This window comes from Paenibacillus sp. FSL H3-0310 (genome assembly GCF_038002785.1).
Classification (GTDB): Bacteria; Bacillota; Bacilli; order Paenibacillales; family Paenibacillaceae; genus Paenibacillus_AQ; species Paenibacillus_AQ odorifer.
The window spans coordinates 240,138-261,758 of sequence record NZ_JBBODC010000002.1 but is presented as its reverse complement, the minus strand read 5'-3'; the positions used below and the strand labels follow the sequence as shown (position 1 = coordinate 261,758).

Annotated in this window: 21 protein-coding genes; 17 read left to right on the top strand and 4 right to left on the bottom strand. The window is 42.0% G+C overall.

Going from position 1 to position 21,621, the window contains the following annotated elements; genetic code table 11:
* The first annotated feature begins 10 nt into the window (after nt 1-10).
* The 9 genes from MHH63_RS20635 (at nt 11) to MHH63_RS20595 (ending at nt 8,984) form a co-directional block, all read left to right on the top strand.
* On the top strand, nt 11-1,369 hold the full coding sequence (locus MHH63_RS20635) for an LLM class flavin-dependent oxidoreductase (protein ID WP_341172062.1): 1,359 nt from the start codon (nt 11-13) through the stop codon (nt 1,367-1,369).
* On the top strand, nt 1,369-1,902 hold the full coding sequence (gene ssuE / locus MHH63_RS20630; RefSeq protein WP_076185145.1) for an NADPH-dependent FMN reductase: 534 nt from the start codon (nt 1,369-1,371) through the stop codon (nt 1,900-1,902). Before MHH63_RS20635 ends, ssuE begins: the two co-directional genes overlap by 1 nt.
* A gap of 283 nt (nt 1,903-2,185) precedes the next feature.
* Nucleotides 2,186-2,764: a sigma-70 family RNA polymerase sigma factor gene (locus MHH63_RS20625; protein ID WP_081387731.1), complete on the top strand. Its 579-nt coding sequence runs from the start codon at nt 2,186-2,188 to the stop codon at nt 2,762-2,764.
* Nucleotides 2,757-3,614, top strand: a complete 858-nt coding sequence (locus MHH63_RS20620; RefSeq protein WP_341172061.1) for a hypothetical protein — start codon at nt 2,757-2,759, stop codon at nt 3,612-3,614. The genes MHH63_RS20625 and MHH63_RS20620 overlap by 8 nt, the downstream gene beginning before the upstream one ends.
* A 213-nt stretch (nt 3,615-3,827) precedes the next feature.
* On the top strand, nt 3,828-4,940 hold the full coding sequence (locus tag MHH63_RS20615; RefSeq protein ID WP_341172060.1) for a helix-turn-helix domain-containing protein: 1,113 nt from the start codon (nt 3,828-3,830) through the stop codon (nt 4,938-4,940).
* 112 nt (nt 4,941-5,052) lie between these two features.
* Nucleotides 5,053-6,069: an ABC transporter substrate-binding protein gene (locus tag MHH63_RS20610; protein ID WP_341172059.1), complete on the top strand. Its 1,017-nt coding sequence runs from the start codon at nt 5,053-5,055 to the stop codon at nt 6,067-6,069.
* Nucleotides 6,066-6,887: an alpha/beta hydrolase gene (locus MHH63_RS20605; RefSeq protein ID WP_341172058.1), complete on the top strand. Its 822-nt coding sequence runs from the start codon at nt 6,066-6,068 to the stop codon at nt 6,885-6,887. Before MHH63_RS20610 ends, MHH63_RS20605 begins: the two co-directional genes overlap by 4 nt.
* A 70-nt stretch (nt 6,888-6,957) precedes the next feature.
* Nucleotides 6,958-7,998, top strand: a complete 1,041-nt coding sequence (locus tag MHH63_RS20600; RefSeq protein WP_341172057.1) for a FecCD family ABC transporter permease — start codon at nt 6,958-6,960, stop codon at nt 7,996-7,998.
* Nucleotides 7,998-8,984, top strand: a complete 987-nt coding sequence (locus tag MHH63_RS20595) for a FecCD family ABC transporter permease (RefSeq protein WP_162164281.1) — start codon at nt 7,998-8,000, stop codon at nt 8,982-8,984. Before MHH63_RS20600 ends, MHH63_RS20595 begins: the two co-directional genes overlap by 1 nt.
* A gap of 80 nt (nt 8,985-9,064) precedes the next feature.
* Here MHH63_RS20595 and MHH63_RS20590 read toward each other — a convergent pair whose 3' ends face one another.
* A complete protein-coding gene (locus MHH63_RS20590; protein ID WP_076128531.1) occupies nt 9,065-9,604 on the bottom strand; it encodes a PadR family transcriptional regulator in 540 nt (179 codons plus the stop codon).
* 46 nt (nt 9,605-9,650) lie between these two features.
* Nucleotides 9,651-10,838: a YhgE/Pip domain-containing protein gene (locus tag MHH63_RS20585; RefSeq protein ID WP_341172056.1), complete on the bottom strand. Its 1,188-nt coding sequence runs from the start codon at nt 10,836-10,838 to the stop codon at nt 9,651-9,653.
* Between the two features lie 169 nt (nt 10,839-11,007).
* Between MHH63_RS20585 and MHH63_RS20580 the strand changes: the two genes are divergently transcribed.
* Together MHH63_RS20580 and MHH63_RS20575 are read left to right on the top strand one after the other, a co-directional pair.
* Nucleotides 11,008-12,129: an NAD(P)/FAD-dependent oxidoreductase gene (locus MHH63_RS20580; RefSeq protein WP_341172055.1), complete on the top strand. Its 1,122-nt coding sequence runs from the start codon at nt 11,008-11,010 to the stop codon at nt 12,127-12,129.
* 158 nt (nt 12,130-12,287) lie between these two features.
* Nucleotides 12,288-13,454, top strand: coding sequence for a DUF4317 domain-containing protein (locus tag MHH63_RS20575; RefSeq protein ID WP_076185135.1), 1,167 nt, complete (start codon nt 12,288-12,290; stop codon nt 13,452-13,454).
* 73 nt (nt 13,455-13,527) lie between these two features.
* On the opposite strand, the gene MHH63_RS20570 is transcribed toward MHH63_RS20575, so the two are convergent.
* Nucleotides 13,528-14,061, bottom strand: a complete 534-nt coding sequence (locus tag MHH63_RS20570; RefSeq protein ID WP_076185134.1) for an NAD(P)H-dependent oxidoreductase — start codon at nt 14,059-14,061, stop codon at nt 13,528-13,530.
* A gap of 191 nt (nt 14,062-14,252) precedes the next feature.
* Between MHH63_RS20570 and MHH63_RS20565 the strand changes: the two genes are divergently transcribed.
* The 4 genes from MHH63_RS20565 to MHH63_RS20550 all read left to right on the top strand — a co-directional run bounded on the left by MHH63_RS20565 (nt 14,253) and on the right by MHH63_RS20550 (nt 17,017).
* Complete coding sequence (locus MHH63_RS20565) at nt 14,253-14,618, top strand: winged helix-turn-helix transcriptional regulator (protein ID WP_076282561.1); 366 nt, start codon at nt 14,253-14,255, stop codon at nt 14,616-14,618.
* Complete coding sequence (locus MHH63_RS20560) at nt 14,600-15,169, top strand: SF0329 family protein (protein ID WP_076305255.1); 570 nt, start codon at nt 14,600-14,602, stop codon at nt 15,167-15,169. Before MHH63_RS20565 ends, MHH63_RS20560 begins: the two co-directional genes overlap by 19 nt.
* Before the next feature lie 113 nt (nt 15,170-15,282).
* Entirely contained in the window at nt 15,283-16,005 is a 723-nt protein-coding gene (locus MHH63_RS20555) for an MBL fold metallo-hydrolase (protein ID WP_076305254.1), read from the top strand.
* Between the two features lie 253 nt (nt 16,006-16,258).
* The gene (locus tag MHH63_RS20550; protein ID WP_076305253.1) at nt 16,259-17,017 is read left to right on the top strand and encodes a hypothetical protein; all 759 of its coding nucleotides are present in this window, start codon (nt 16,259-16,261) and stop codon (nt 17,015-17,017) included.
* A gap of 14 nt (nt 17,018-17,031) precedes the next feature.
* On the opposite strand, the gene MHH63_RS20545 is transcribed toward MHH63_RS20550, so the two are convergent.
* Nucleotides 17,032-17,973 carry a helix-turn-helix domain-containing protein gene (locus MHH63_RS20545; RefSeq protein WP_076279451.1) on the bottom strand — a complete coding sequence of 314 codons (942 nt, stop codon included), beginning with the start codon at nt 17,971-17,973 and terminating at the stop codon, nt 17,032-17,034.
* A 422-nt stretch (nt 17,974-18,395) separates the two neighbouring features.
* On the opposite strand from MHH63_RS20545, the gene MHH63_RS20540 reads away from it, so the two are divergent.
* Both MHH63_RS20540 and gnpA read left to right on the top strand, forming a co-directional pair.
* Nucleotides 18,396-19,415: a glycoside hydrolase family 88/105 protein gene (locus MHH63_RS20540; protein WP_076128555.1), complete on the top strand. Its 1,020-nt coding sequence runs from the start codon at nt 18,396-18,398 to the stop codon at nt 19,413-19,415.
* Between the two features lie 12 nt (nt 19,416-19,427).
* Entirely contained in the window at nt 19,428-21,590 is a 2,163-nt protein-coding gene (gene gnpA, locus MHH63_RS20535; protein WP_076279450.1) for a 1,3-beta-galactosyl-N-acetylhexosamine phosphorylase, read from the top strand.
* The last annotated feature ends 31 nt before the right edge of the window (nt 21,591-21,621 follow it).

The window sequence follows — 21,621 nt, the reverse complement described above, 5'->3', positions numbered from 1 at the left end:
AGTGGTTAACATGACAAAAAAACAAATGAAATTAGGGGCATTCATTAATCTACCCGGTCATCATGTAGCAAGCTGGCGTCATCCTTCTTCAGGGGCAAGTCGGGCATTTGATTTGGAGTATTTAACGGAGATTGCACAAACGGCTGAGCGTGGCAAGTTCGATATGATATTTTTTGCAGATGTATTAGGTCAAAAGCTGTCCGGAAATGCACAATCATCATTAAAGCTAGATCCCGTTATTATTATCTCCGCACTTGCAGCAGTGACTAAGAATATCGGGCTAACGGCCACGTTGACTACTACCTATAACGATCCATACCATGTAGCGCGTAAATTCGCAGCGATTGATCATTTGTCCAAGGGGCGTGCCGCCTGGAATGTAGTAACATCAGCCAATGAGGGTGAAGCTCTCCTGTTTGGTAAGGATAAACATTTGCAGCATGCGTCCCGCTATGAACGTGCTGAGGAATTTGTGGAGGTTGTCAAACAACTCTGGTTGTCTATTGAGTCTGAGGCGCTGGTCATCGACAAGGAGCAAGGTCGGTATTTAGATGTAGAAAAGGTACATCCTGTTGATCATCAGGGAGCTTGGTTTAAGGTACAGGGTTCACTGGATTCATCAACCACACCACAAGGGCATCCCGTGATTGTTCAAGCCGGATCATCGGAATCTGGAAAAGAGTTAGCCGCGAAGACCGCAGAGGTTATTTTTACAGCATGGCAGACGCTTGAAGAAGCGCAAACCTTTTATCGTGATGTGAAAGGGCGGTTGGCTAAATATGGACGTAAACCGGAGGACTTGAAGATCATGCCGGGTGTATTTATTACTGTAGCAAAAACAGAGGAAGAAGCTTTGTTGAAGCAGCAGCAATTAAACAGCTATATTTTATCTGAAGTAGGATTATCGTATTTGTCGTCTTTCACTAACATTGATCTGTCAGGGTATGATGTCGAAGAACCACTTCCGGAATTCAGTTCAATTGAAGATGACACCAATCCGCGGATCCGCTACAACATTATTCGTGATATCGCCAAACGTGAGAATCTGCAATCTATTCGTGCAATCTATGAGCGTATCGCTGGAGCACGCGGACACCGGGAAATCGTTGGAACCCCTGAACAAATCGTAGATCAATTAGAAGAATGGTTCTTAAACGATGGTGCAGATGGATTTAATGTGATGCCTCCCCATTTCCCGGAGGGCTTTAACGATATTGTTGAATTAGTGATTCCTGAATTACAGCGTAGAGGCTTATTCCGTACTGAATATGAGAGTTATACGCTTCGAGGAAATTTAGGGCTATCTGTACCTGTTGTAACAACACTTGAAAAAGCACTAACCGGTGCGAGCACAGGAGGGAATGTGTAATGAGCAAAGCAGTCATTATTAATGGAGGAAATACTAGAAAATCTCGATTAACAGCTATTCATCAGCAGGTTGAAAGATTTCTAACGCAAGAGGGGATTTGGCATCATTCGATCTATGTACATGAGTTACCAGCGGACGATTTGCTTACGGCCAATTTCGCCAGTGAGGCGATTCTGCGGGCCAATGCGCTAGTGGAAGAAGCGGATATTGTCGCCGTATTAACGCCTATCTATAAAGCCTCCTATACGGGAATCTTGAAGACCTATTTAGATCTCCTTCCGCAAAAAGCGCTGGTTGGTAAGCGAATTGTACCTATTGCTATTGGGGGTTCGTTAGGCCATCTTCTAGCGATTGAATATGCATTAAAACCCGTCTTATCTGTACTGGGTGCTACTGAGATTTTAAATACGGTTTATTTCTTGGATCGGCAAATTGAACGCTTAGAAGCTGATGGGTATCGTATTGATGAGGAAGCGGAGCAGCGGCTAACCGTGGAATTACTAAAGCTTGCACCTGCAAAAATAACTAATTAGATTAGGGAGAACAGGAAGTTAGGGGTTAACATTAACGCAGCCTTTCGGGGTTGCGTTTTTTGTGTTGTGATTGTTAATCTCATGAACCAACGTTGAAAAAGGTCCCCAGTCTCCATTTGGTGAACTATAAGTTGTATGATGGTTTCTTGCCATCCCACGATTATATCAAAAGATTTGTTAATGGTTTAGGCGTTTCTCCGTATTAACATATGTAAGTTTCTTCACAACAAATTGCGCAATTTGTTTAGCTTTTCGATGAAGGTGAGGTGGAAGGAGGGTGGAGATGGAGGTTATCCAGGGTAAAGTGGAGCGTTACATGAATAACGAAAGATCACGTGAAGCTATCATGTCCAAAGAGGAATTTACCCGGATGTATGATACGTACTACCAACGTGTTTACAAATATATCTGTTATCGAATTAATAACCACCATGCGGCAGAGGACATATGCAGTCAGGTTTTTGAGACCGTGATGTGTAAGTATTATAGTTTTTCACAAGAAAAATCGAATTTTGAGGTGTGGCTGTTTGCCATTGTAAGAAATGCTGTGACGGATTACTTTCGGGCGCAGAAGAAGAGAAGCTATACCTCACTGGATTCGTTGCTGGAGCTTATATTTCCCAAGCCGTCTCCTGAGGAGCTGGCGATCCGTGAGGATAATAATCAAGCACTGTTCAAGGCGCTCTCCAAGCTGCGTGAGAAGGAACGAAATATCATTGCAATGAAATATGGGGCTGGGCTGAAAAATTCCGAAATTGCACAGATCATGGGAGTTAGTGAGTCCAATATCGGTGTCGTAGTATATAGAAGCTTGAAAAAACTGCATATTTCCTTAAAGGCAGGAGGGTTCAAAAATGAATAAGAAAGATGATCTCACCAAATTCAGCAAAACCATAGAACTGCTTGAGAATGCCGAACAGGGCAGCACTACCGCCAAAGAAAGAATCTATAACCGCTTGATATACAAATTGGACCATGGGGCACTTAACCCCCAATCAGAGATAAAGGACGGGATAACGATGAAAAAAAACAGCTGGAGAAATGCAATAGTGATTGGCAGTGCAGTAATTTGTCTGGGTGGAGCATTCTCTGCAACCTCCTATGCACAGGATATGTTCCAGTCGATCATGGCAAAGTTTGAAGTGGGAAATCTCGAAATCACACAATACGATAAGGAAATCCCATCGGCAACACAGTCAATGACTCCATCTGAAGATGCCCAAGGTGGGGAGAATGCGGTCATTGAATTGCCGGTTGCAGCTAAGTTGAGTCTAGATGAAGCACGTGCAGCACTTGGCATGAACTTCCCGGCACCCGATTGGATGGGAGACTATGAGTTTGTGAATTGTGTTCTTCAGGGGACCAGCATGGTTGAAGTGCAGTATAATTCCGGTGAGAATGCTGTGAATTTTCTAATCTCCAAGGGCGGGGACAATGGGATCAGCACTACGGAAGAAGTGAAGACAGAAGTAATTAACGGGACTAAGGTTTATTATGCAAATGGAATTGTGATTTGGGAAGAGGATGGCTATACAGTAGAGTTGTATTCCCAAGTAGACTTTGACCAAGCTACACTAGGGAAAATCATTGATAGCTTTAACATTGGTGCTCCTGTTCAGCCTTTAGAGCAAGGTCAAGTGAAGGAGAACTCGCAAAAGAATGGCGCAGCAGTTGCAGCTCCGGCTCCGGCTCCGGCTGTAGATTCAAAATAAAAGACTTACTCTGGGCAGCAGCAGCCTATAGTTACACACAGAAGACGCGAGGGGATTAGTCCCCTGAGCGTCTTCTTTTTTGAGCACACTTTTATAGAACGTTCCCCAACCATTGCCACCCCCCAAAAACAAAAGTATAATTGATAATGATTATCAATTAATGAATGAATAAAGAGTTAAGTGTATTTATATAAGCAGTAAAGAGGTGACAGCATGCAAAAACAATCGCAAAAGACGGATTTAAGCGAGGTTAGAAAATATATAGAAGAGAATTTCACGAAGCACTTGTCTTTAGCACATTTAGCTAATCTTTCTGGACTTAGTTCCAGTTATTTTTCCTCGGCGTTTAAACAGGAATATATACAAAGTCCAATGGAGTTTGTTACCCAGCTGCGGATTCAAAAGGCTAAACAATTATTGCAAAAGGAAGATGTTCGCTTAAAGTTTATAGCAGAGGCGGTTGGATATAGTGATGAGTTTTATTTTAGCCGAGTGTTCAAAAAGGTTGAAGGGATCTCGCCAACGATGTATTCCAGCCAGCAAAAATCTCATATCGGTGTTGTAACTGGGAATATGATGGGGTATCTACACGCGGCAGGGATCATCCCGTTTGCTGCACCTTTAAGTGCAAAGTGGACACCGTACTACTATAATTTGTGGGCGCAAGAAATCGAGCATAAGGTAACCTTGACGCAAAACAAAAATTACTGCAGCCCCAATGAGCTATTGCATTTGCCAATTGATCTTCTTATTTCTCCCAAAGATTTGTCGTCAGAGCTGGTAAAACGGATAGAGGATCATTTTCCAATCTATTGGCTGGATGATAAGCAAGATTGTTTAGTAGCCTTAACTGAACTTGCTGCCCGACTAAATAAACAAGAAGAAGCGAAACAGTGGATCACACAGTATAGGGCAAGATTGGAAGACGTTCGGCGCAGGTTAGACTGGACCTCTACACCACCTAAAGTTCTAGTTATACGTATCTATCAGCAGCAAATCTTTGCTTATTGTAATACAGGCATTCAGCATCTTTTATTTCAGGATTTGGGAGCGGAATCTAGTTATGAGCAGCCCGGTCTATATAATACTGAGATTACTTTTGATGAATTAGGTAAATTGAAGGTAGATAAGCTGTTTACGATTATCTGCCCCGATGATGAGTCACGAGCAACATGGCATCATTTGCAGAGAGAGGTTGGGTTCAGACAGTTAGAGGCTATTAAGCAGCAACAAATCTATGTTATTCACTCCGATCCTTGGTTTGAATATTCGCCTGTAGCTTTAAAGCGGATGCTAGAGGAAGTTGCAGTAATGATGATACCTTGAAAATGTACATGTCTAATCATAAGATGTTACATGGTCAATGCGTCCTATCTCTTATACACTCAATACTGAGAATGATTATTATTGAGAATATAGGAAAGAGGGAAGGTCTATCATGAAGGGGTTTAATACAAAAACAATAAGTTATGTTGTAATGGTTGGTTTATTATCCATTCTACTGACAGCTTGCGGCGGCAATAATACAGCTGATCAGCAAGCAACAGATACTCCAGTAACAACCAGTGAAGCGAGTGCAACTGCAACGGAGGAACCCGCTGTACAAGAACCGGAAGTAGCGGCTAGAGAAGCGTTTGTAGTAACTGACCAAGTAGGCAATACAGTAAACATTCCGGGGACTGTACAAAAGGTGTATGCCCCTGGTCTAGAGGATTACTTAGTTACCCTTGGTGTAACCCCAGTAGCCCAATGGTCCACGGGTGAAAGACCGCAGCAGTATCTACAGGATACGTTAAGTGGTGTAAAAGAAATCAGCTTCGCTAATGGTGTTCCCTCTCCAGAATCTGTAGTAGATTTGGAGCCGGAATTAATTATATTCCCCACTGCTTTTTATGCACAAAATGGTGTTTATGAAAACTACTCGCAAATTGCTCCAACTTACGTGTTTAAGAATGCACTCGGCAATGTAGTGGAGGCCACAGAAACGATTGCGAAATTGCTAGGTTTAGAGGATAAAGCAACAGAAGCTATTGCTGCTTACGATACAAAGCTAGAAGCAACTAAAGCACAGTTAGCCAGCGTTTCTGCCGGTAAAAAAGCAATTTATATTAATGCGAATGCCCGTGCAATCTTTTTAGTGGGTAACTTCCATTACGGGGGTTATGTGCTGAGTGAGCTAGGCTTTGCTCAAAGTGCTCTTGTAGAAGGTGAAATGTCCGCTGATATTTCGCTGGAAATGTTGTCTGATTTAGACGCGGATTATATCTTTATTAACGATAATGATGGTCTGGGAGATGCTTTCCTGGCAGACATTAAAGCTAGTCCTTTATGGAAGGCGCTGCCTGCAGTTCAAGCAGGTAAAGTGTTCGAGGTGGATGGCGATCACTGGAGATCCAGTGGATTAATTGCTTATCAAAAAACGATGGACGATATTGTAGCGTTCCTGCTGCCATGATTATCAAACCGTACGTAAAACCAAACTATGAAACGATGTTGATCACGAGTAAAGCTAATCATAAGGACTATGAAATCTTTATTGCCAAACCTTTGGATGAGTCTGCAAAAGATGGCTACGGCGTCATTTATGTTCTTGACGGCAATGGGCTTTTTGAAACCGCTGCTGAAATCACCCGATTGCTGACGCGTAAGCCTAAAGGCTATCCACCCGCGATTGTTGTTGGCATTGGTTATCCTGGAGGTGAGGCGTTTGATACCGTGCGTCGAACCTATGATTTAACCATGCCAGCTGAGCTCGCGAATTTACCGAAACGTCCCAATGGGGAGCCTTGGCCTGAATTTGGCGGGGCAGATGAGCTGCTAGCTTTTTTTGAAAAAGAGTTAATGCCAGCCATTGCCCAGCGGTTCGTTATCAATAAGCAGAAGCAAGCATTGTTCGGCCATTCCTTTGGCGGATTATTTGTTCTGCATGCGTTGTTTACTCAACCCACCTTGTTCTCACATTATATTGCAAGTAGTGCTTCCATCTGGTGGAATGATTACGCACTTTTAAAGGAGTATGAGAGTTTTAAAGCTGATTTACACAGCAATACACTAAGTCAGTTACCTAAAACGCTTATGATTGCCGGTGGAGAAGAGCTGGATTATATGGTCAAGGATAGCTTGGATTTATGTAACAGCATGATAGCCTTACACCTTCCAAGCTTCGAAGTAAGCTGGGCATTGCTTGAGCAAGAGGAGCATGTGAGCGTAATCTCGGGTGCGATTAGTCGGGCCGTCAAATTTTTGCTTACCACATCCTCTGACTTAAGTTAGATAGAAATCATATTCGTTTGCATCTGAGCTGGCCCTTGGCTGGCTCTTTTTGTAAAGTGAAGGGAAAGGGTTGGAAACATTGGCCGCAAATGTTCAGAAATCTTCACTAGCAGGAGAAAAAAAGTTCTCCTTTTTATTATTGCTAATCCTCATGCTCCTCCTATTAATAGGCGTATTAGTGCTTGCTCTGGCCCTTGGCGCGAAAAAAATACCCTTCGCAGATGTATTCATGTCGATCATCGCTTTTGATGATAAGGCGTCTACTCATCAGGTGATCCAGTCGATTCGTTTACCCCGGGTACTTGCCGCTATGGCAACAGGCGCTGGATTTGCAGTAAGTGGAGCGATTATTCAAGGGATTAGTCGCAATCCTTTAGCCGATTCGGGGATTCTTGGATTAAATGCTGGGGCAGGGGTCACGTTAGTTATTGCTATGGTTTTCCTGCCGACGATTTCATTCACAGGTACACTTTGGCTCTGTATTCTAGGTGCGGGATTGGGAGCGGGTTTAGTCTTTAGTGTTGGTTTATTAAGTAAACGAGGCATGACGCCTATTCGGCTTGTATTGGCGGGTGCTGCCATCTCTGCTATGCTAACTGCCCTAAGTGAAGGAATAAGTATCTTTTTTTCAGTGGCTCAGCAGGTGGCTTTTTGGTATGGAGGAGGTTTAAGTGGCATTAGCATGGCTCATCTACAGCAAATGTTGCCTTGGATGCTTCTTGCGCTATTACTTGCCATCGTAATTTCAAAGTCGATTACTATACTTTCTGTAGGGGATGAGACAGCGGAAGGGTTAGGCGTTAATATAAAACTTATCAAAAATCTTTCGCTTTTAGCCGCATTCATGTTAGCTGGGATTTCATGTGCTTTAGCCGGATCTGTAAGCTTTGTGGGCTTAATTGCTCCGCATTTGGTACGTTACATAGTGGGTGTGGATTATCGTTATATTATTCCATTATCCGCAATTCTGGGAGCCACCCTTGTTGTGCTTGCTGATTTAGTGGCACGAATCGTAAATGCCCCTTATGAAATACCTGTAGGTGCTGTAATTGCGGTTATTGGTGTTCCGTTCTTTCTATATTTGGCTCGTAAAGAAAGGCGGGAGCTATAGTGAAGCTAAGATGGAAGTTTATAATTATAGCAATCATTTTACTGCTAGGCTTTATATATAGTGTATCTACTGGTCAAAGCAGCTTAAGCTTACAAGAGTTATGGCAAACCGTATTGGGAAATGGAACACCGAGGCAGGAGCTTGTACTTTTTCAGTTCCGTATTCCACGTATGATCTTGGGTTTTCTAGTAGGTGGCGCGTTGGCAATAGCAGGAATGCTGCTGCAAGCCATAAGCCGAAATGCTTTAGCAGACCCGGGCATATTGGGGATAAATGCTGGTGCTGGATTATCCATGATGTTATTTTTGCTGTTACAAAATAGCTCAACCGGCTTACATACTTATGTTCAGCCACTGTATGCTTTATTGGGCGGATTTATCGTTGTTGCTCTATTATTTATGCTTTCTTATGATCGCAATCAAGGCATTATTCCCATTCGATTAATTTATACTGGTATTGCTGTTGCGGCTGCGATTAGTGCATTTATGATTGTGTTAACCTTCGTACTAGATCCTTCGCAATATCAGATGATTAAGGTGTGGCTGGCAGGGAACATAGGGAATAGTAATTGGAGTCACGTGTATGCTATGCTGCCTTGGTTACTTCTTATTGTGCCTTTATTAATTCGGAATCATCTTATATTGGATGTACTAAGGCTTAACGATCCTGTAGTCATTAGTTTAGGGGTATCTCTAAATAAGTATCGTGTTTGGTTTTTAGTGTGTAGTGTATTATTGGCGGCACCAGCGGTTGCTGTCAGTGGGAGCATTGGATTTGTAGGACTAGTAGTTCCACATTTAGTTAGACGACTCTTTCGTGGCCATAAAATAATGATTCCCGCATGTTTATTAATCGGTGGCGGATTAGTTGTTATTGCAGATGCGCTTGGTAAAATGGTAGTAGCCAATACTGAAATACCAGCAGGAGTAATCGTGGCTTTAATCGGAGCTCCATACTTTTTATATTTATTGATTAAAAGTGAATAACTGAAAAAAGCTATTGTGTGATTGGTGCTGGAAATAAAAAAAGAATGCCTTGATTATGCTATAATCCAAGGCATTCTTTTTTATATCGTTTTCGTTTTCAGCTTTTCTAAAAGAACTTTCCACCAGTGTATAGATTGCTCAAGTTGAGAAGCGTAGTAGCTTTCCATGAAATCTACACTTTCACGAGTGGAGCTATCTACATCTATTTGCTGGTAGATTTGATTTAATTGATCTTTTTTTATAAGTGACTGTTCAATTTTCTTCTCGATAATCGGGATCACTTTATCAGTCTCTACAAAACGAAGATTCACAAGAGCGACAATCATATCTGAAATAGATTCTGCATCTTCTATTACCTTATAAATTTTGAGCGGGAGCTGCTTGCGCCCTTTATCGGTAATGGAAAACACCTGTTTGTCTGGACGATGTTCTTCTTTGATAATCTCTACCTGTTCAACTAAGCCCTGTTTCGTAAGAGATTCAAAGTGATAATACAGTTTGCTTTCAGATAGATTGAGCAATTTATCAAAAGGAATAGGGGTGGATAGTTCTTTTTTTAATTTATAAGGATAATTATTTTCATCCATTAACTTACTTAAGATATAAATTTGAATTGACATCACAGAACCCACTCCTAATTGTTGGCTAAACTCTATCTTACCAAACCTAGGCGGTTATTTCAGCTGTATTTTTAACTTCAACGGGCAGTATAGTTTCTTTAGTCACAGGTACAGGTTTATGAACAAACCGGACGATTACAATGTTAATCATCATAGCCCCGGCAAATACGCCTGCTAATCCCCATAAGAAGGGTGCTGGACTAATAGAACCAAACATTTGTGCCAAATAAGCTTGCACAGAATAATACATCGGGGTGATGCGGCCGAACCAATCGTATGGTGTATACATCATATCACGAGGCATGGTAGCACCATTGGCGATGGTTTGCATGAGCAGGATTGGAATATTTAAGACCATACCGCCTTCGCCAACTAGGAAGACCATAATCGCACACACGTTGAATGCAGCCATATACATTAGAATTTGTTGAGCAGCAACTGGTAACAGTAAGGATAGGTCTACATCTGCAACAGAGAAGGCAATGGTTAAAGCAACGACTGTTGATAATACAGCGATTAATAAAGCTGTGAATTGAACGAACATAAACAGTTTTGTCTTGCTTGCTTTCCCGCGGTTCGCTTTAAAAGAAGCAACTAATTGCATGGAGGCAATCATTGCCCCAACATAACCAGCCATAGTTAAGAACATAGGTAACATGTTGTTGTGCATGCCGTCCGGAACATCATTGATGACAACATAATTCCCGACATAGCTATTTTCAATTTGTGTAGCCATTGCGGTGGCTTGTTCTTCTGGTACGTTAAAGTTCATTAACACACCTTTTGCGGTTTGCTCTGAGAAGTTCGCGCTTAATTGTTTGTTAATTTCTCCTACAACGGAAGACATGGCTGAAGATACCATGGTGGCAGAAGCTTCGTTGACTGTGAAAACAATACTTGCGGATACCTTACCGCTTTGAACGTTGGCTGAAAATTCTTCTGGAATATGGACAACTAGAGCTAACTTATTATGTTCTAATTCATCCATCGCTTTTTTATTCGATACATCGGTTTTTATCGTTTTGAATGGTAAACTCTCCGAGAACTGACTCGAAATCTGAGCCCCATATTGACCTGCATCATCATTGACAATAGCAATTTTTAAATCATCCATGTTCCCTGGAAGTGCTGTATACCCTGGTAAGAAAATACCAAGCATCGCAATGGCATAGAACACACCCATAAAAATAGAACCAATGGCCCCTTTGGACTTCAAAAACTGTGAAAACTTCAACTGTATTCCTTCTTTCTTCTGAATAACACTTTTATTTTAGTACTTCAATTAAAGTACTTTTAACTGAGTGAAATTTATAGTACGATAATTCATTAGAAATGTCAAATTTAAGATACAATGGGTAAGTAGTGAATGATTAAAAAAATGAATAACTGAAGGGACTTCGAACATGAACAAGGTTATTGTAATTGGTGCAGGCATATTAGGGGCTTCAGCAGCTTATCAGCTAAGTAAGTTAGGTGCTGAGGTCATCATTATAGATCGTAAGGATATTGGACAAGCAACGGATGCAGCAGCAGGGATTATTTGTCCATGGTTGTCTCAACGCAGAAACAAAGCATGGTATCGTCTTGCTAAAGCGGGAGCAAGCTTTTATCCGGCACTTATTCAAGAGTTGGAAGAGGCTGGAGAAACCGAGACTGGATACGCAAAAGTTGGAGCGATATGTATCCATGAGGATTTGAAAAAGTTACTCGCGATGAAAGAAAGAGCGGAGCTGCGCAGAGAGGACGCCCCTGAAATAGGGGAACTTACGATGCTGACGGATCTTGAAGCGCAAGAGAAGTTTCCATTATTGTCGGAAGGTTATCATGCGCTTCATGTATCCGGTGCAGCAAGAGTGAACGGACGTGAATTACGTGATGCTTTGCTAAGGGCTGCTCAGCGTAATGGTGCGCAAATGATTGAGGGAGATGCTATTTTAGAACATGATGAACATGAAATTAAAGGGGTTAGTGTAGGAGAACAGACATTCACAGCGGATGAAGTGATTGTGTGCGCAGGGGCTTGGTCTAACGCTTTGCTTCATCCGCTTGGGATCATGCTTCAGGTGCGTTATCAAAAAGCTCAAATTATGCATTTGAAGCTTGCTCAACAAGCGAGTACAGAGCAATGGCCTGTGGTAATGCCGCCTACAGATCAATATATACTCGCATTTGCGGATCAAAATATCGTGGTAGGTGCTACTCACGAAAATGATGTCGTAGGTTATGATACTGCTGTAACCGCAGGAGGAATGCAAGAAATTCTAAATAAAGGTCTTCAAACGGCTTCCGGTCTTGCGGATTGTAGCCTAAATGAGATAAGAGTAGGGTTCCGTCCATTTACAGCAGATTTTCTTCCCGTGTTGGGCAGGGTTCAAGGATGGAATAAACTAATTGTTGCTAATGGACTAGGGTCATCCGGATTAACGATGGGACCCTTTCTTGGTGAACAGCTAGCCAAGCTGGCCATGAATCAACAGGTAGATATTCAGCTTGAAGACTATACATTAGAGCATGCGATAAATTGATTAGTACGAGCACGTATGGAGGGAAAGTCCAAACATTCACCGGAGTCACGACCTTACCTTAATAGAAAAATCTTAAGTTCAACTAGTATAGCGAAGCTTTTTTTTATCCTTTATACTGAAAAGACCAATTAATCTTCCTAGGAGTTGTCTAACGAATCATGATAAAGAAAGAAGTCGCGCATATACGCAAGCAATTTAAGCTGGATCACGATTTAATGAGTATTTACGATATTCTCAACGTGTATATTATGAAGGAAAGCAACGAGATCTATCATTGGGAGCGCCAGCCATTTGGAATGGTGGACAGAGAGAAGCAGGAGCTGTATATGGGCAATTTCAAAAAACTCCTGACCGGTGAACTGGATCAGAAATTGTTCGAGTTGAAGTTTCAAGCGGAAGCGGAGGAGCCAGCGCAGGTGATGCTTCATCAAGCTTTGGTGACAGGGGATCCAGATGAATGGCAGGACCTGATGCTACTGTTGGTGGACAGAATGATGGCGGATACTCATTATGAACGGGATACGGTGATCACTTTCGTTCGAGGACAGTATTTCCGCCCGACTAAAGATAGAAACGATGAAGCCGAGGAAAGTGAGAAAAACGAACTATTCGCGCATCCTTTTATCCTATGCAGCGTGAATTCCACGGAGAAACAACGGAAGGCTCTCTTGTTTGATTACGTGGAGCGGGAGTTCAAGTACAATGTCATTGTAGATCCGATCGTCAAGTTAAGCACACCGGAGCAAGGTTTCTTTTACCCAAGTGTGACGGACAATTATTCCGATGTGAACCGTATTCTGTATTGTACGGGGAAATCGAACTTTCCAGATCCGCATTTTGTCGGAGAGGTCTTGAATGCCGAAAGATCCATGACAGCACTGGAAGAGAGAGCTATATTCGAAGACATCGTGAAGGAAGTGGCGGGCGAACAGCTTGATGCAACCACTCTCGCACAGGTGTACGAGGAGATCCATCAGGTCATCGAAACCAACGACGATAAGGAAGAACCTCCAAAGCTCGATTATAGAGATCTGGAACGTGTACTCACGGTAAGTGGCGTAGAGAACGTGACAATGGAAAAAGTGGAACGGGCGTTTGAAACGATCGTTGACGATAAGCATTATGAGATGAAGGCGAGCAGCGTAATGCCGAAATTCACTACCAAATCGATTAAGATCGATACAAAGGTAGCTACGATTTCGGTCAGCCCGCAGGATTTAAAATATGTGAAGCAAGTGAATTATCATGGGAGACGCTGCATTTTGATTGAGGTTGACGAAGATGCCGTGATCGAAGGATTCACCCTTACTACAGAGAATCTTTAGACCGCTTCAACAATGCTATGGGCTATCCTTAAAGTCTTTGAACAAGACTAAGGATAGCCCAATTTGTTTTGTGTCAAATACGGTGATTAAAGATATATTCGATATATTCTTTTGCGCTAGTATTAATTTCTTCATCGCTGGCTTGGAATGAAGCTCCAAAAACAGCAAAGTACGGTAGGGCTTCTGCGCCTACATGTTTGGCACTGGCTTTAAAGGGTGCGATCACTGCGTCTACGGTAAAAGAAACAGAGCCCGCTGGCTGATAATTTTCTTTTTTATCACCGATGGACAGGGCCAGCCCTAACTTTTTCCCGTTAAGCTTGTTCCCGTTTGATCCATAAGCCCATCCGTAAGCCAACACATCGTCAAACCATTTTTTTAATAGCGGCGGATAACTGTACCAATACAACGGGAATTGAAAGATCACATGGTCATATGTTTCCATTAGATTCTGCTCTCTAGGAACATTAATATTCCAGTCAGGGTACTCCTTATAAATCTCATGAAGGGTAATATCGTTGGGATATAACAGCAGTTCTTCTTTCCAGCGCTGGTTGACCCTCGAATTCTCAAGGTTCGGATGCGCCAAAATCACTAGTGTTTTCATGATGAATCTCCATTCTCGGGCCTATATTATTTATGAATATTATTATTATCTTGCAGGTTGTAAAAAAAGAAAATACACACAATAAAGTAAGATGGTTACTTCGAGGTGTGTACTGGACTCCGAAAAAAATATATGCAACAATGAAGTTTTGAGTAAGCTTAATTTGATCAGCATGAACGAGGTGTTATTCTATGAAACAATATCATTTAGGGATAGAGGCAACACTAGAAATCATCGGCGGAAAGTGGAAAGCTTTGATCATTTGCTTTTTGATGTCCGGTGCCAAAAGAACAAGTGAATTACAGCGTAATATTCAAGGCATCTCACAAAAGGTTCTGATCCAGCAGCTTCGTGAACTTGAGAGGGATGGGCTTGTCAAAAGATTCGTGTACCAGCAGATGCCGCCAAAAGTTGAATACAGCCTCACGGAATATGGCGTTACAGCTAATAAGATCGTGGATGTTATGTGTGCTTGGGGAAAAGAAAATATAAAAATAAGGCAAAGACGAGGAGAAGAGATCGTCTTGTTGGAGGATACATGTCCTGGAGCAAATTAAAGCAACAACTGGAGAGTTTTCTCTGTCCTGCGTTATCTGGCAAGGTTGAATATCGCGCAAGCAGCTACCGTTATTTACCTGATAAATCAGGGAGCTGTTATATTTCGGTAGATAAAAAGAACGTACTCAATATGAATGATAGAACTAGCTCAATCAGATGGTATCAGACGGAGCAGGAGATTAAGAGTGATTCAGAACTCCAAATTCCAATCCACCCTGAAGACATTGAAGCGGTTAGAAAAGATAGTAAAGGGAACATCCCGGAGGATCGTCTAATAGTCATTGCAAGAAGCAGAAAGATATCAGAAGTTGCAAAGGAGCTCTTGTCAGCACAGACGTCATTAAGTAAATCGAATTTTATCGTTATAGCTAATAAGTTTCTATCTACTTCTATAGAGGAAAGCATAGAGAGCGATGATATCTTATTGAATATTCTGGCTTTAGTGGACAGACGGGTTGGGAAAAAGCGGATTTTAAACATGAGCGAGAAGATGCAGTTAAAGCATCCGATTGTGCAATATTTTTATGAACTACGGCGTAGTACATTGTGAATATAACTAAACTCTCCCTTGCTCAATGGCACCTGCTTCATCCATTATAAATAGGTAATCATCTCCCCCATAGAGCGTATCTTTACCTGTATCCATAAAGGAGAGAAAATAGGATGGAACTCAAAAAAATAAATGACTCTATTTATTATTTAGAAAACGTCAGAGAAACAGACAGACCTGTTTTGGGATATGTTGTAGGTGACAGCTTTTCAATTATGATTGATTGTGGTAATTCAAAATCGCATTTAGATGCCTTTATAAAGTGTTTAGATGATAACAATCTGCCACGTCCCAAATATGCTTTGATCACGCACTGGCATTGGGATCATACCTTTGGTATGCATGCTTTTGACGGGGGAACTATAGTCTCTTCAGCAACGAATGAGGCACTACAGCGCCTGAAAGAATGGGAATGGGATGAAGAAGCTGTTGTAAAACGCTTAGAGACCAAAGAAGAAATAGAATTCGCCTATAACTGTATGAAAAAAGAATATGATACGTTTGATAAGATTAAGGTTAGCACAGGAAATATTATGTTCGAGGATGCTTTAACGCTGGATTTAGGGGGCACCACTTGCCAGATTATAAAGGTAGGAGGGCCACATGAAGATGATTCTTGTGTTGTATATATAAAAGAAGCGGGAGTATTATTCGCAGGCGATGCACATAGCGGGGATTATTATCATGGAGAAGGTAAAATTGATCCGATAAAAATGAAAGAATATATTGTGTTTTTATCCACTCTTTCATTTACTACGTATATCCCGGGGCACGACGCCCCTATGAGCAAGGAACAAATCATTCCCTTGTTAAATAGATTTTGTGAGGTCAAGTAAAGGCTAGCCTTATCACATAACAGCTTATTTTATTAGGCGACTTGTTAGGTATGAATTCGGTAGTGTACCGGACGCATGCCTTTTTGTTGTGCCTGATGGGGCAGTTCAGAGGGGGGGGCTTATTTGCGTTTATTGGGAAGCAGGGTTACGATTAACCATAAGCAGCCTTGCTTCAGACCCCTTCCGAGCTATTAGAAATCTTAGACGAATTATACATCGATGGCTGGGGACTTGTACAGAAAGGGAAACAGAAATGGATAAGAAAATAAGCGTAGAGAATCTAAAACTGACACCACAAAATGATACTTATTATATTGCTTGGAGTATCGGAGTCGATAAGAAGTATAAAAAGCATATGAAAAAAGAAATAAAGAGCCAACTCACAGACGTTCTAGGATCCATGACTCAAAATAATGCTGTGGAGGATATTTCAGTTTACAGTCATAACAAAACAGCCGAAAAACATGGAGAATTCATTATATGGGATTATCTTATCCTAATGCAGATCAAGGAAAAAGAAGATGCCGAATTCATTTTACCTAACTTAAAAAATGTGAATATACCTTTCGTGCTCGAAACAATCCGTATGGAGTTACTTGTAACCACACCAAACAGCACGTACCCTACACCAGGGGAAGGCGCGCGAAAACGGCATGTAAAGCCATTTTATGCAATTGAATATGTCGATGTTCAGCCTAATCATTTAGATGAATTCCGAGACATAATGATTAACAATAACGGACCGGCAATGAAGTACATAATGGAGGAAGCGAGATGGTGTCATAATTTTTATGCATTAGAAACGCTGACTGTCTTCTATCATCATTCAAGTTATCCTACTTGGAATCAGATTCATGTCATAGGTTTGTATTTGGAATCAATTTTTCTATATAAAAAAGATTTCTCAAAAGGGCTGGCACTGACCCACAGCATTTCATTTGAAGAAAACTTTGCGCAGTTAAAGAAGATAAGAACCATGTTATATAAAACAATCGGGAGAAAGATGATCTAGAATAGATCAATGGATCATACCCACCCCGTAAACTCCAATATAGACGCTTTAGCGGATTGTGCTTCGGATTGTGCGCCTTTACGCCATTGTTTAGGTGAATCACCCATAAGCTTGGAGAAACATCGGTTGAAGCTGGATATGGACTGAAAACCTACTTGCTCAGAGATGGAGAGAATGGAATCATCCGTACTTTTTAACTGCTTGCAGGCCTCTTCAATACGGGTACTGTTTAGGAAGTCGAGAGGTGCGGACCCCATAATCTCATGGAATTTCCTGCGGAAATGAGTGGTACTTAGGTGGCACAGATCAGCTAAAAAATCGATGGTAATCGGCATCATGTAGTTTGTAGTGATGTATTCCAGAACGGGTGAGATGACAAAATCGCCCTTCAGGCTATGCTCTGTGTCTTGATTAACCAAGGGTTCATTCCGGGAATGAATTCTAAGAAGCTCTATATAAAGCGATAATAATAAGCCGTAAGCACTTTCTTGATAGTAAGGATTTTTTTGTTTCAATTCCTCTACGACCGATGTCGCAAGGGTATATACCTTGGGATGTTCCTCTTTATTCAAAATACAGTTTGTTCCCTTAATTGCCCACAGATTCGGCTCAAAGTTGCTGTAAGCGCTTTTGAAGGATTGCTGAAAAAGATCCTCAGGCGAAAAAAAGATATAAGACCACAGACTGGCTTCATTCGGCGAACTATAAGTTGTATGAGGGAGATACCTAGGGATGAAGGTCACATCTCCGGCTTTAAAAGGCACAGATTCTCCTTTGATCTCCATGATGCCGCTATCCGAATGGCAAATGCCAATCTCCAAATGATTATGGAAATGCAGATGTTCACTTTTAATATCAGAAATCTTCCAACGTTCACCACTTAACAGCAAGATAGGAAAGTTTATCGGTAAGCTGTAGTGGCGGTATTCAATGATGGGTTTCTTTTTTCTGGGCATATTCTCAATACTCCCATTCTTATTACGTAGGTTGAGTAGATTATAGGTTAACGTTATATCAAATTCAACTATATAAAGAGAACTTGATATTATACAATTTGAGGAAAAGTGGCGGAGGAGAATCTTGGAACTTTAGGGGCGTAGCGTCCGCCTTTGTCTCCGGATTTCAACCGCTAATAGCGTTACAAATCAAGAAATTCTTACGACAACAGCGGTCGAAAGTCCAAATATTCTCTGTAGTCACGGCTAATTCCAAGATATAGCGAACAAAAGTTAATGGTTGAAATTGCACAGTTTAGTTATGAATATGCTTAGAATCAGACCATTTTACTACTTACAATAGAGTTAGTAAAGCGTTTACAATATGGACGGACAGCTCTCAAGCGCCTTTGGGGGCGTGTGCGAAAGAGAGGAGAAACAAGATGCTTCAATTAACTTATGACAGAGAAGAGATTTTAAGGGTCATCGACAAAGTGGTCAGAAAAACAATGGCGATGGATTTAACATGGGACTGGCCTTGTGGTGTGGCTTATTATGGGGTAACCAGAGCTTATGAAACTACAGGAAATAAAGAGTATTTGGATATGCTTGTCCAGTGGGCAGATGAATATATCGAGCTGGGTCTGCCGGATTGGACGGTAAATACCTGTGCCATGGGTCATATGCTGATCACTTTGTATGAGGAAACAGGCAATCAGAAATATTGGGATATTGTGATGAGCAAAGTAGATTATCTGCAGAACAATGCGCTTAGATTCGGAGATCATGTGTTGCAGCATACCGTCTCTATTTCTAATGATTTTCCAGAACAGGCATGGGCGGATACCCTGTTTATGGCGGCATTTTTCCTGCTCCGTGTAGGAAGCAAATTAAAGGATCAGGAAATGATTCAAGATGCCTTGAATCAATATTATTGGCATATCAAATACCTGCAAGATCCTAGCAGCGGGTTTTGGTACCATGGCTACAATAATGTGAAGCAGGATCACATGTCTGGACTATTCTGGGGCAGAGCGAATGCTTGGGGCGCATACACCATGTCGCAAGTCAAAAAGCTTTTAAAAGAATGGTATCTGTATCCGCAGTGTATGGACGTGGAGTGTTCGCTGCGCGATCAGCTGGCCGCACTCAAGCTGGTGCAAACGGAGAACGGCCTGTGGCGGACAGTACTCGATGACGAGGAGTCTTATGAAGAAGTATCCGCGTCTTGCGGCATTGCGGCTGCTATGATCAATAACGGCAATCCGCTGCATACCAAATATGTGCAAAAAGCCCTGAAAGGTATTTTGAACAATATCAGCGAAGATGGACGGGTACTGGGTGTCTCTGGCGGAACAGCGGTTATGAAGGACCGGGAAGGATACCGCAATATTCCAAAAGACTGGATTCAAGGCTGGGGGCAAGGCTTAGCATTAGCTTTTCTATCCGATATGCTTAAATAGGAGGGATCCAAGTTGTCCAAACAAACAACGGGGGCCTTTACACTGCCGGGAGAATCCGGTTATGAGGCATTGACCCTGGAATTAGCTGAACGTTGGGGTGCCGATGTCATCCGTGACAGTGACGGCACACAGTTGTCCGATGAGATTATCAACGCAGGATACGGCATTTATTCTACAATCTGCATCATCAGAGATCATAACGAATGGGCGTCCCAGAATTCAGACAAGCTGCAGCAGAGCTTTTTAATAACTAATCCGAAGGTAGCGGTACAAGATTATTTATCCATCTATCTGATGGAGGATTTTTTTGCTGAACAATTCCGAGTGAATGATTCCAAAGAGGCGTTTAAGTACTGGCAGGTTTTTGACCGAACGACGGGCGAAGAGGTTCCAAGAGAACTGTGGAATTATGAGCGGGAATCGGGAAATGTAGTCATTACTGGAATAACGCCTTGGCATAAATACACAGTCAGCTTCATGGTCTACCGGATTTGGGAAGAGATCTCCATGTACAATCACACCACGAATCACTGGGAAAAAGAGCATCTGATGCAGATTGATCCCATCTATGTAGAAACGCAAAAATATTTACTCCATTGGATAGAAGATTGGTGTCATAAGCATAAGGAAACAACAGTGGTTCGGTTCACCTCCCTCTTTTATAATTTCGCCTGGATCTGGGGCAGTGATGAGCGCAATCGCCATTTGTTCTCGGACTGGGGTTCATATGATTTTACGGTAAGCTCAAGGGCGCTTGATCTGTTTGCCAAGAAATATGGGTATTCGCTCACGGCCGAGGATTTTGTGAATGGTGGGAAATATCGGGTCAGTCATATCCCGGCGCAGCAGCGGAAGCTGGACTATATGGCATTTATCAATGATTTTGTCATCGAATTTGGTAAGCAATTAATTGATATTGTGCATAAGCACGATAAGCTGGCGTATGTCTTCTATGATGATAGTTGGGTTGGCATGGAGCCTTACAATGACCGTTTTGAGGAGTTTGGTTTTGACGGGATGATTAAATGTGTGTTCTCAGGGTATGAGGCAAGGCTTTGCTCTGGTGTAAAAGTAGATACCCATGAGATTCGGCTGCATCCCTATTTATTTCCGGTTGGATTGGGAGGGCTTCCTACGTTTATGGAGGGAGGTAACCCTACGCTCGATGCCAAAAAGTATTGGATTAATATCCGGCGCGCCTTGCTCAGAGAGCCTATAGATCGGATTGGACTGGGCGGATATTTGCATCTTGTAGAGCCTTATCCGGATTTTTGTGATTATATCGAAAAGATCGCGGATGAATTCAGAGAAATTAAAGAGCTGCATCATAAAGGCAAACCGTATCACATTAAGACGAAGGTAGCCATTTTGCACGCTTGGGGCAAATTGAGATCGTGGACCTTGTCCGGGCATTTCCATGAAACGTATATGCATGATCTGATTCATATCAACGAGGCTTTGTCCGGGTTGCCGGTTGAGGTGCAGTTCATTGATTTTGAAGATATCCGTAAGGGAGTATTACAAGAGTGTGATGTAGTGATCAATGCCGGCTCGGCAGGTTCAGCATGGAGTGGTGGAGAATATTGGAGTGACCATAAGTGCGTGGACTTACTGACAGAATGGGTTTATGAGGGCGGTACTTTTATAGGTATCAATCAGCCTTCGGCGCTTGATGGTTATGACAGCTTTTTCAGAATGGCACATGTGCTTGGTCTGGATGAGGATACAGGCTCCAAGGTAGCTCATGGAAGATGGACATTTGAGGCTAGAGATGAGCAAGGTTTAGTGCCTGAAGGAGCCAGCATAACACCTAAAAATAACATCTATCTTACGGATGGCTCAGCGGCGGTATTGTGTGAAAAGAGTGGGATGATAACATTGTCTGCCCATGCCTTTGGTAAAGGAAAGGGGATCTACCTGCCTTCTTTCACCTTAAGCTTTGAGAATACAAGATTGCTGTTAAATGTGATTCGTTATGCAGGGAATGAGTTAAAGGACACAAAGTATATTACGGATAATTTATATACAGAGTGTGCGTATTATCCAGAAAGTAAAATACTCGTCGTGATTAACAATAGCGACCAGCTTCAAAAAACTACGATTGATACGGAATATGGACAACAAACCCTGGAATTAGATCCGTTTGATACTATTATCCGAACTATTGGCGATTAATCCCATTAAAAAAGCTCAAGCCAGCGGCTAA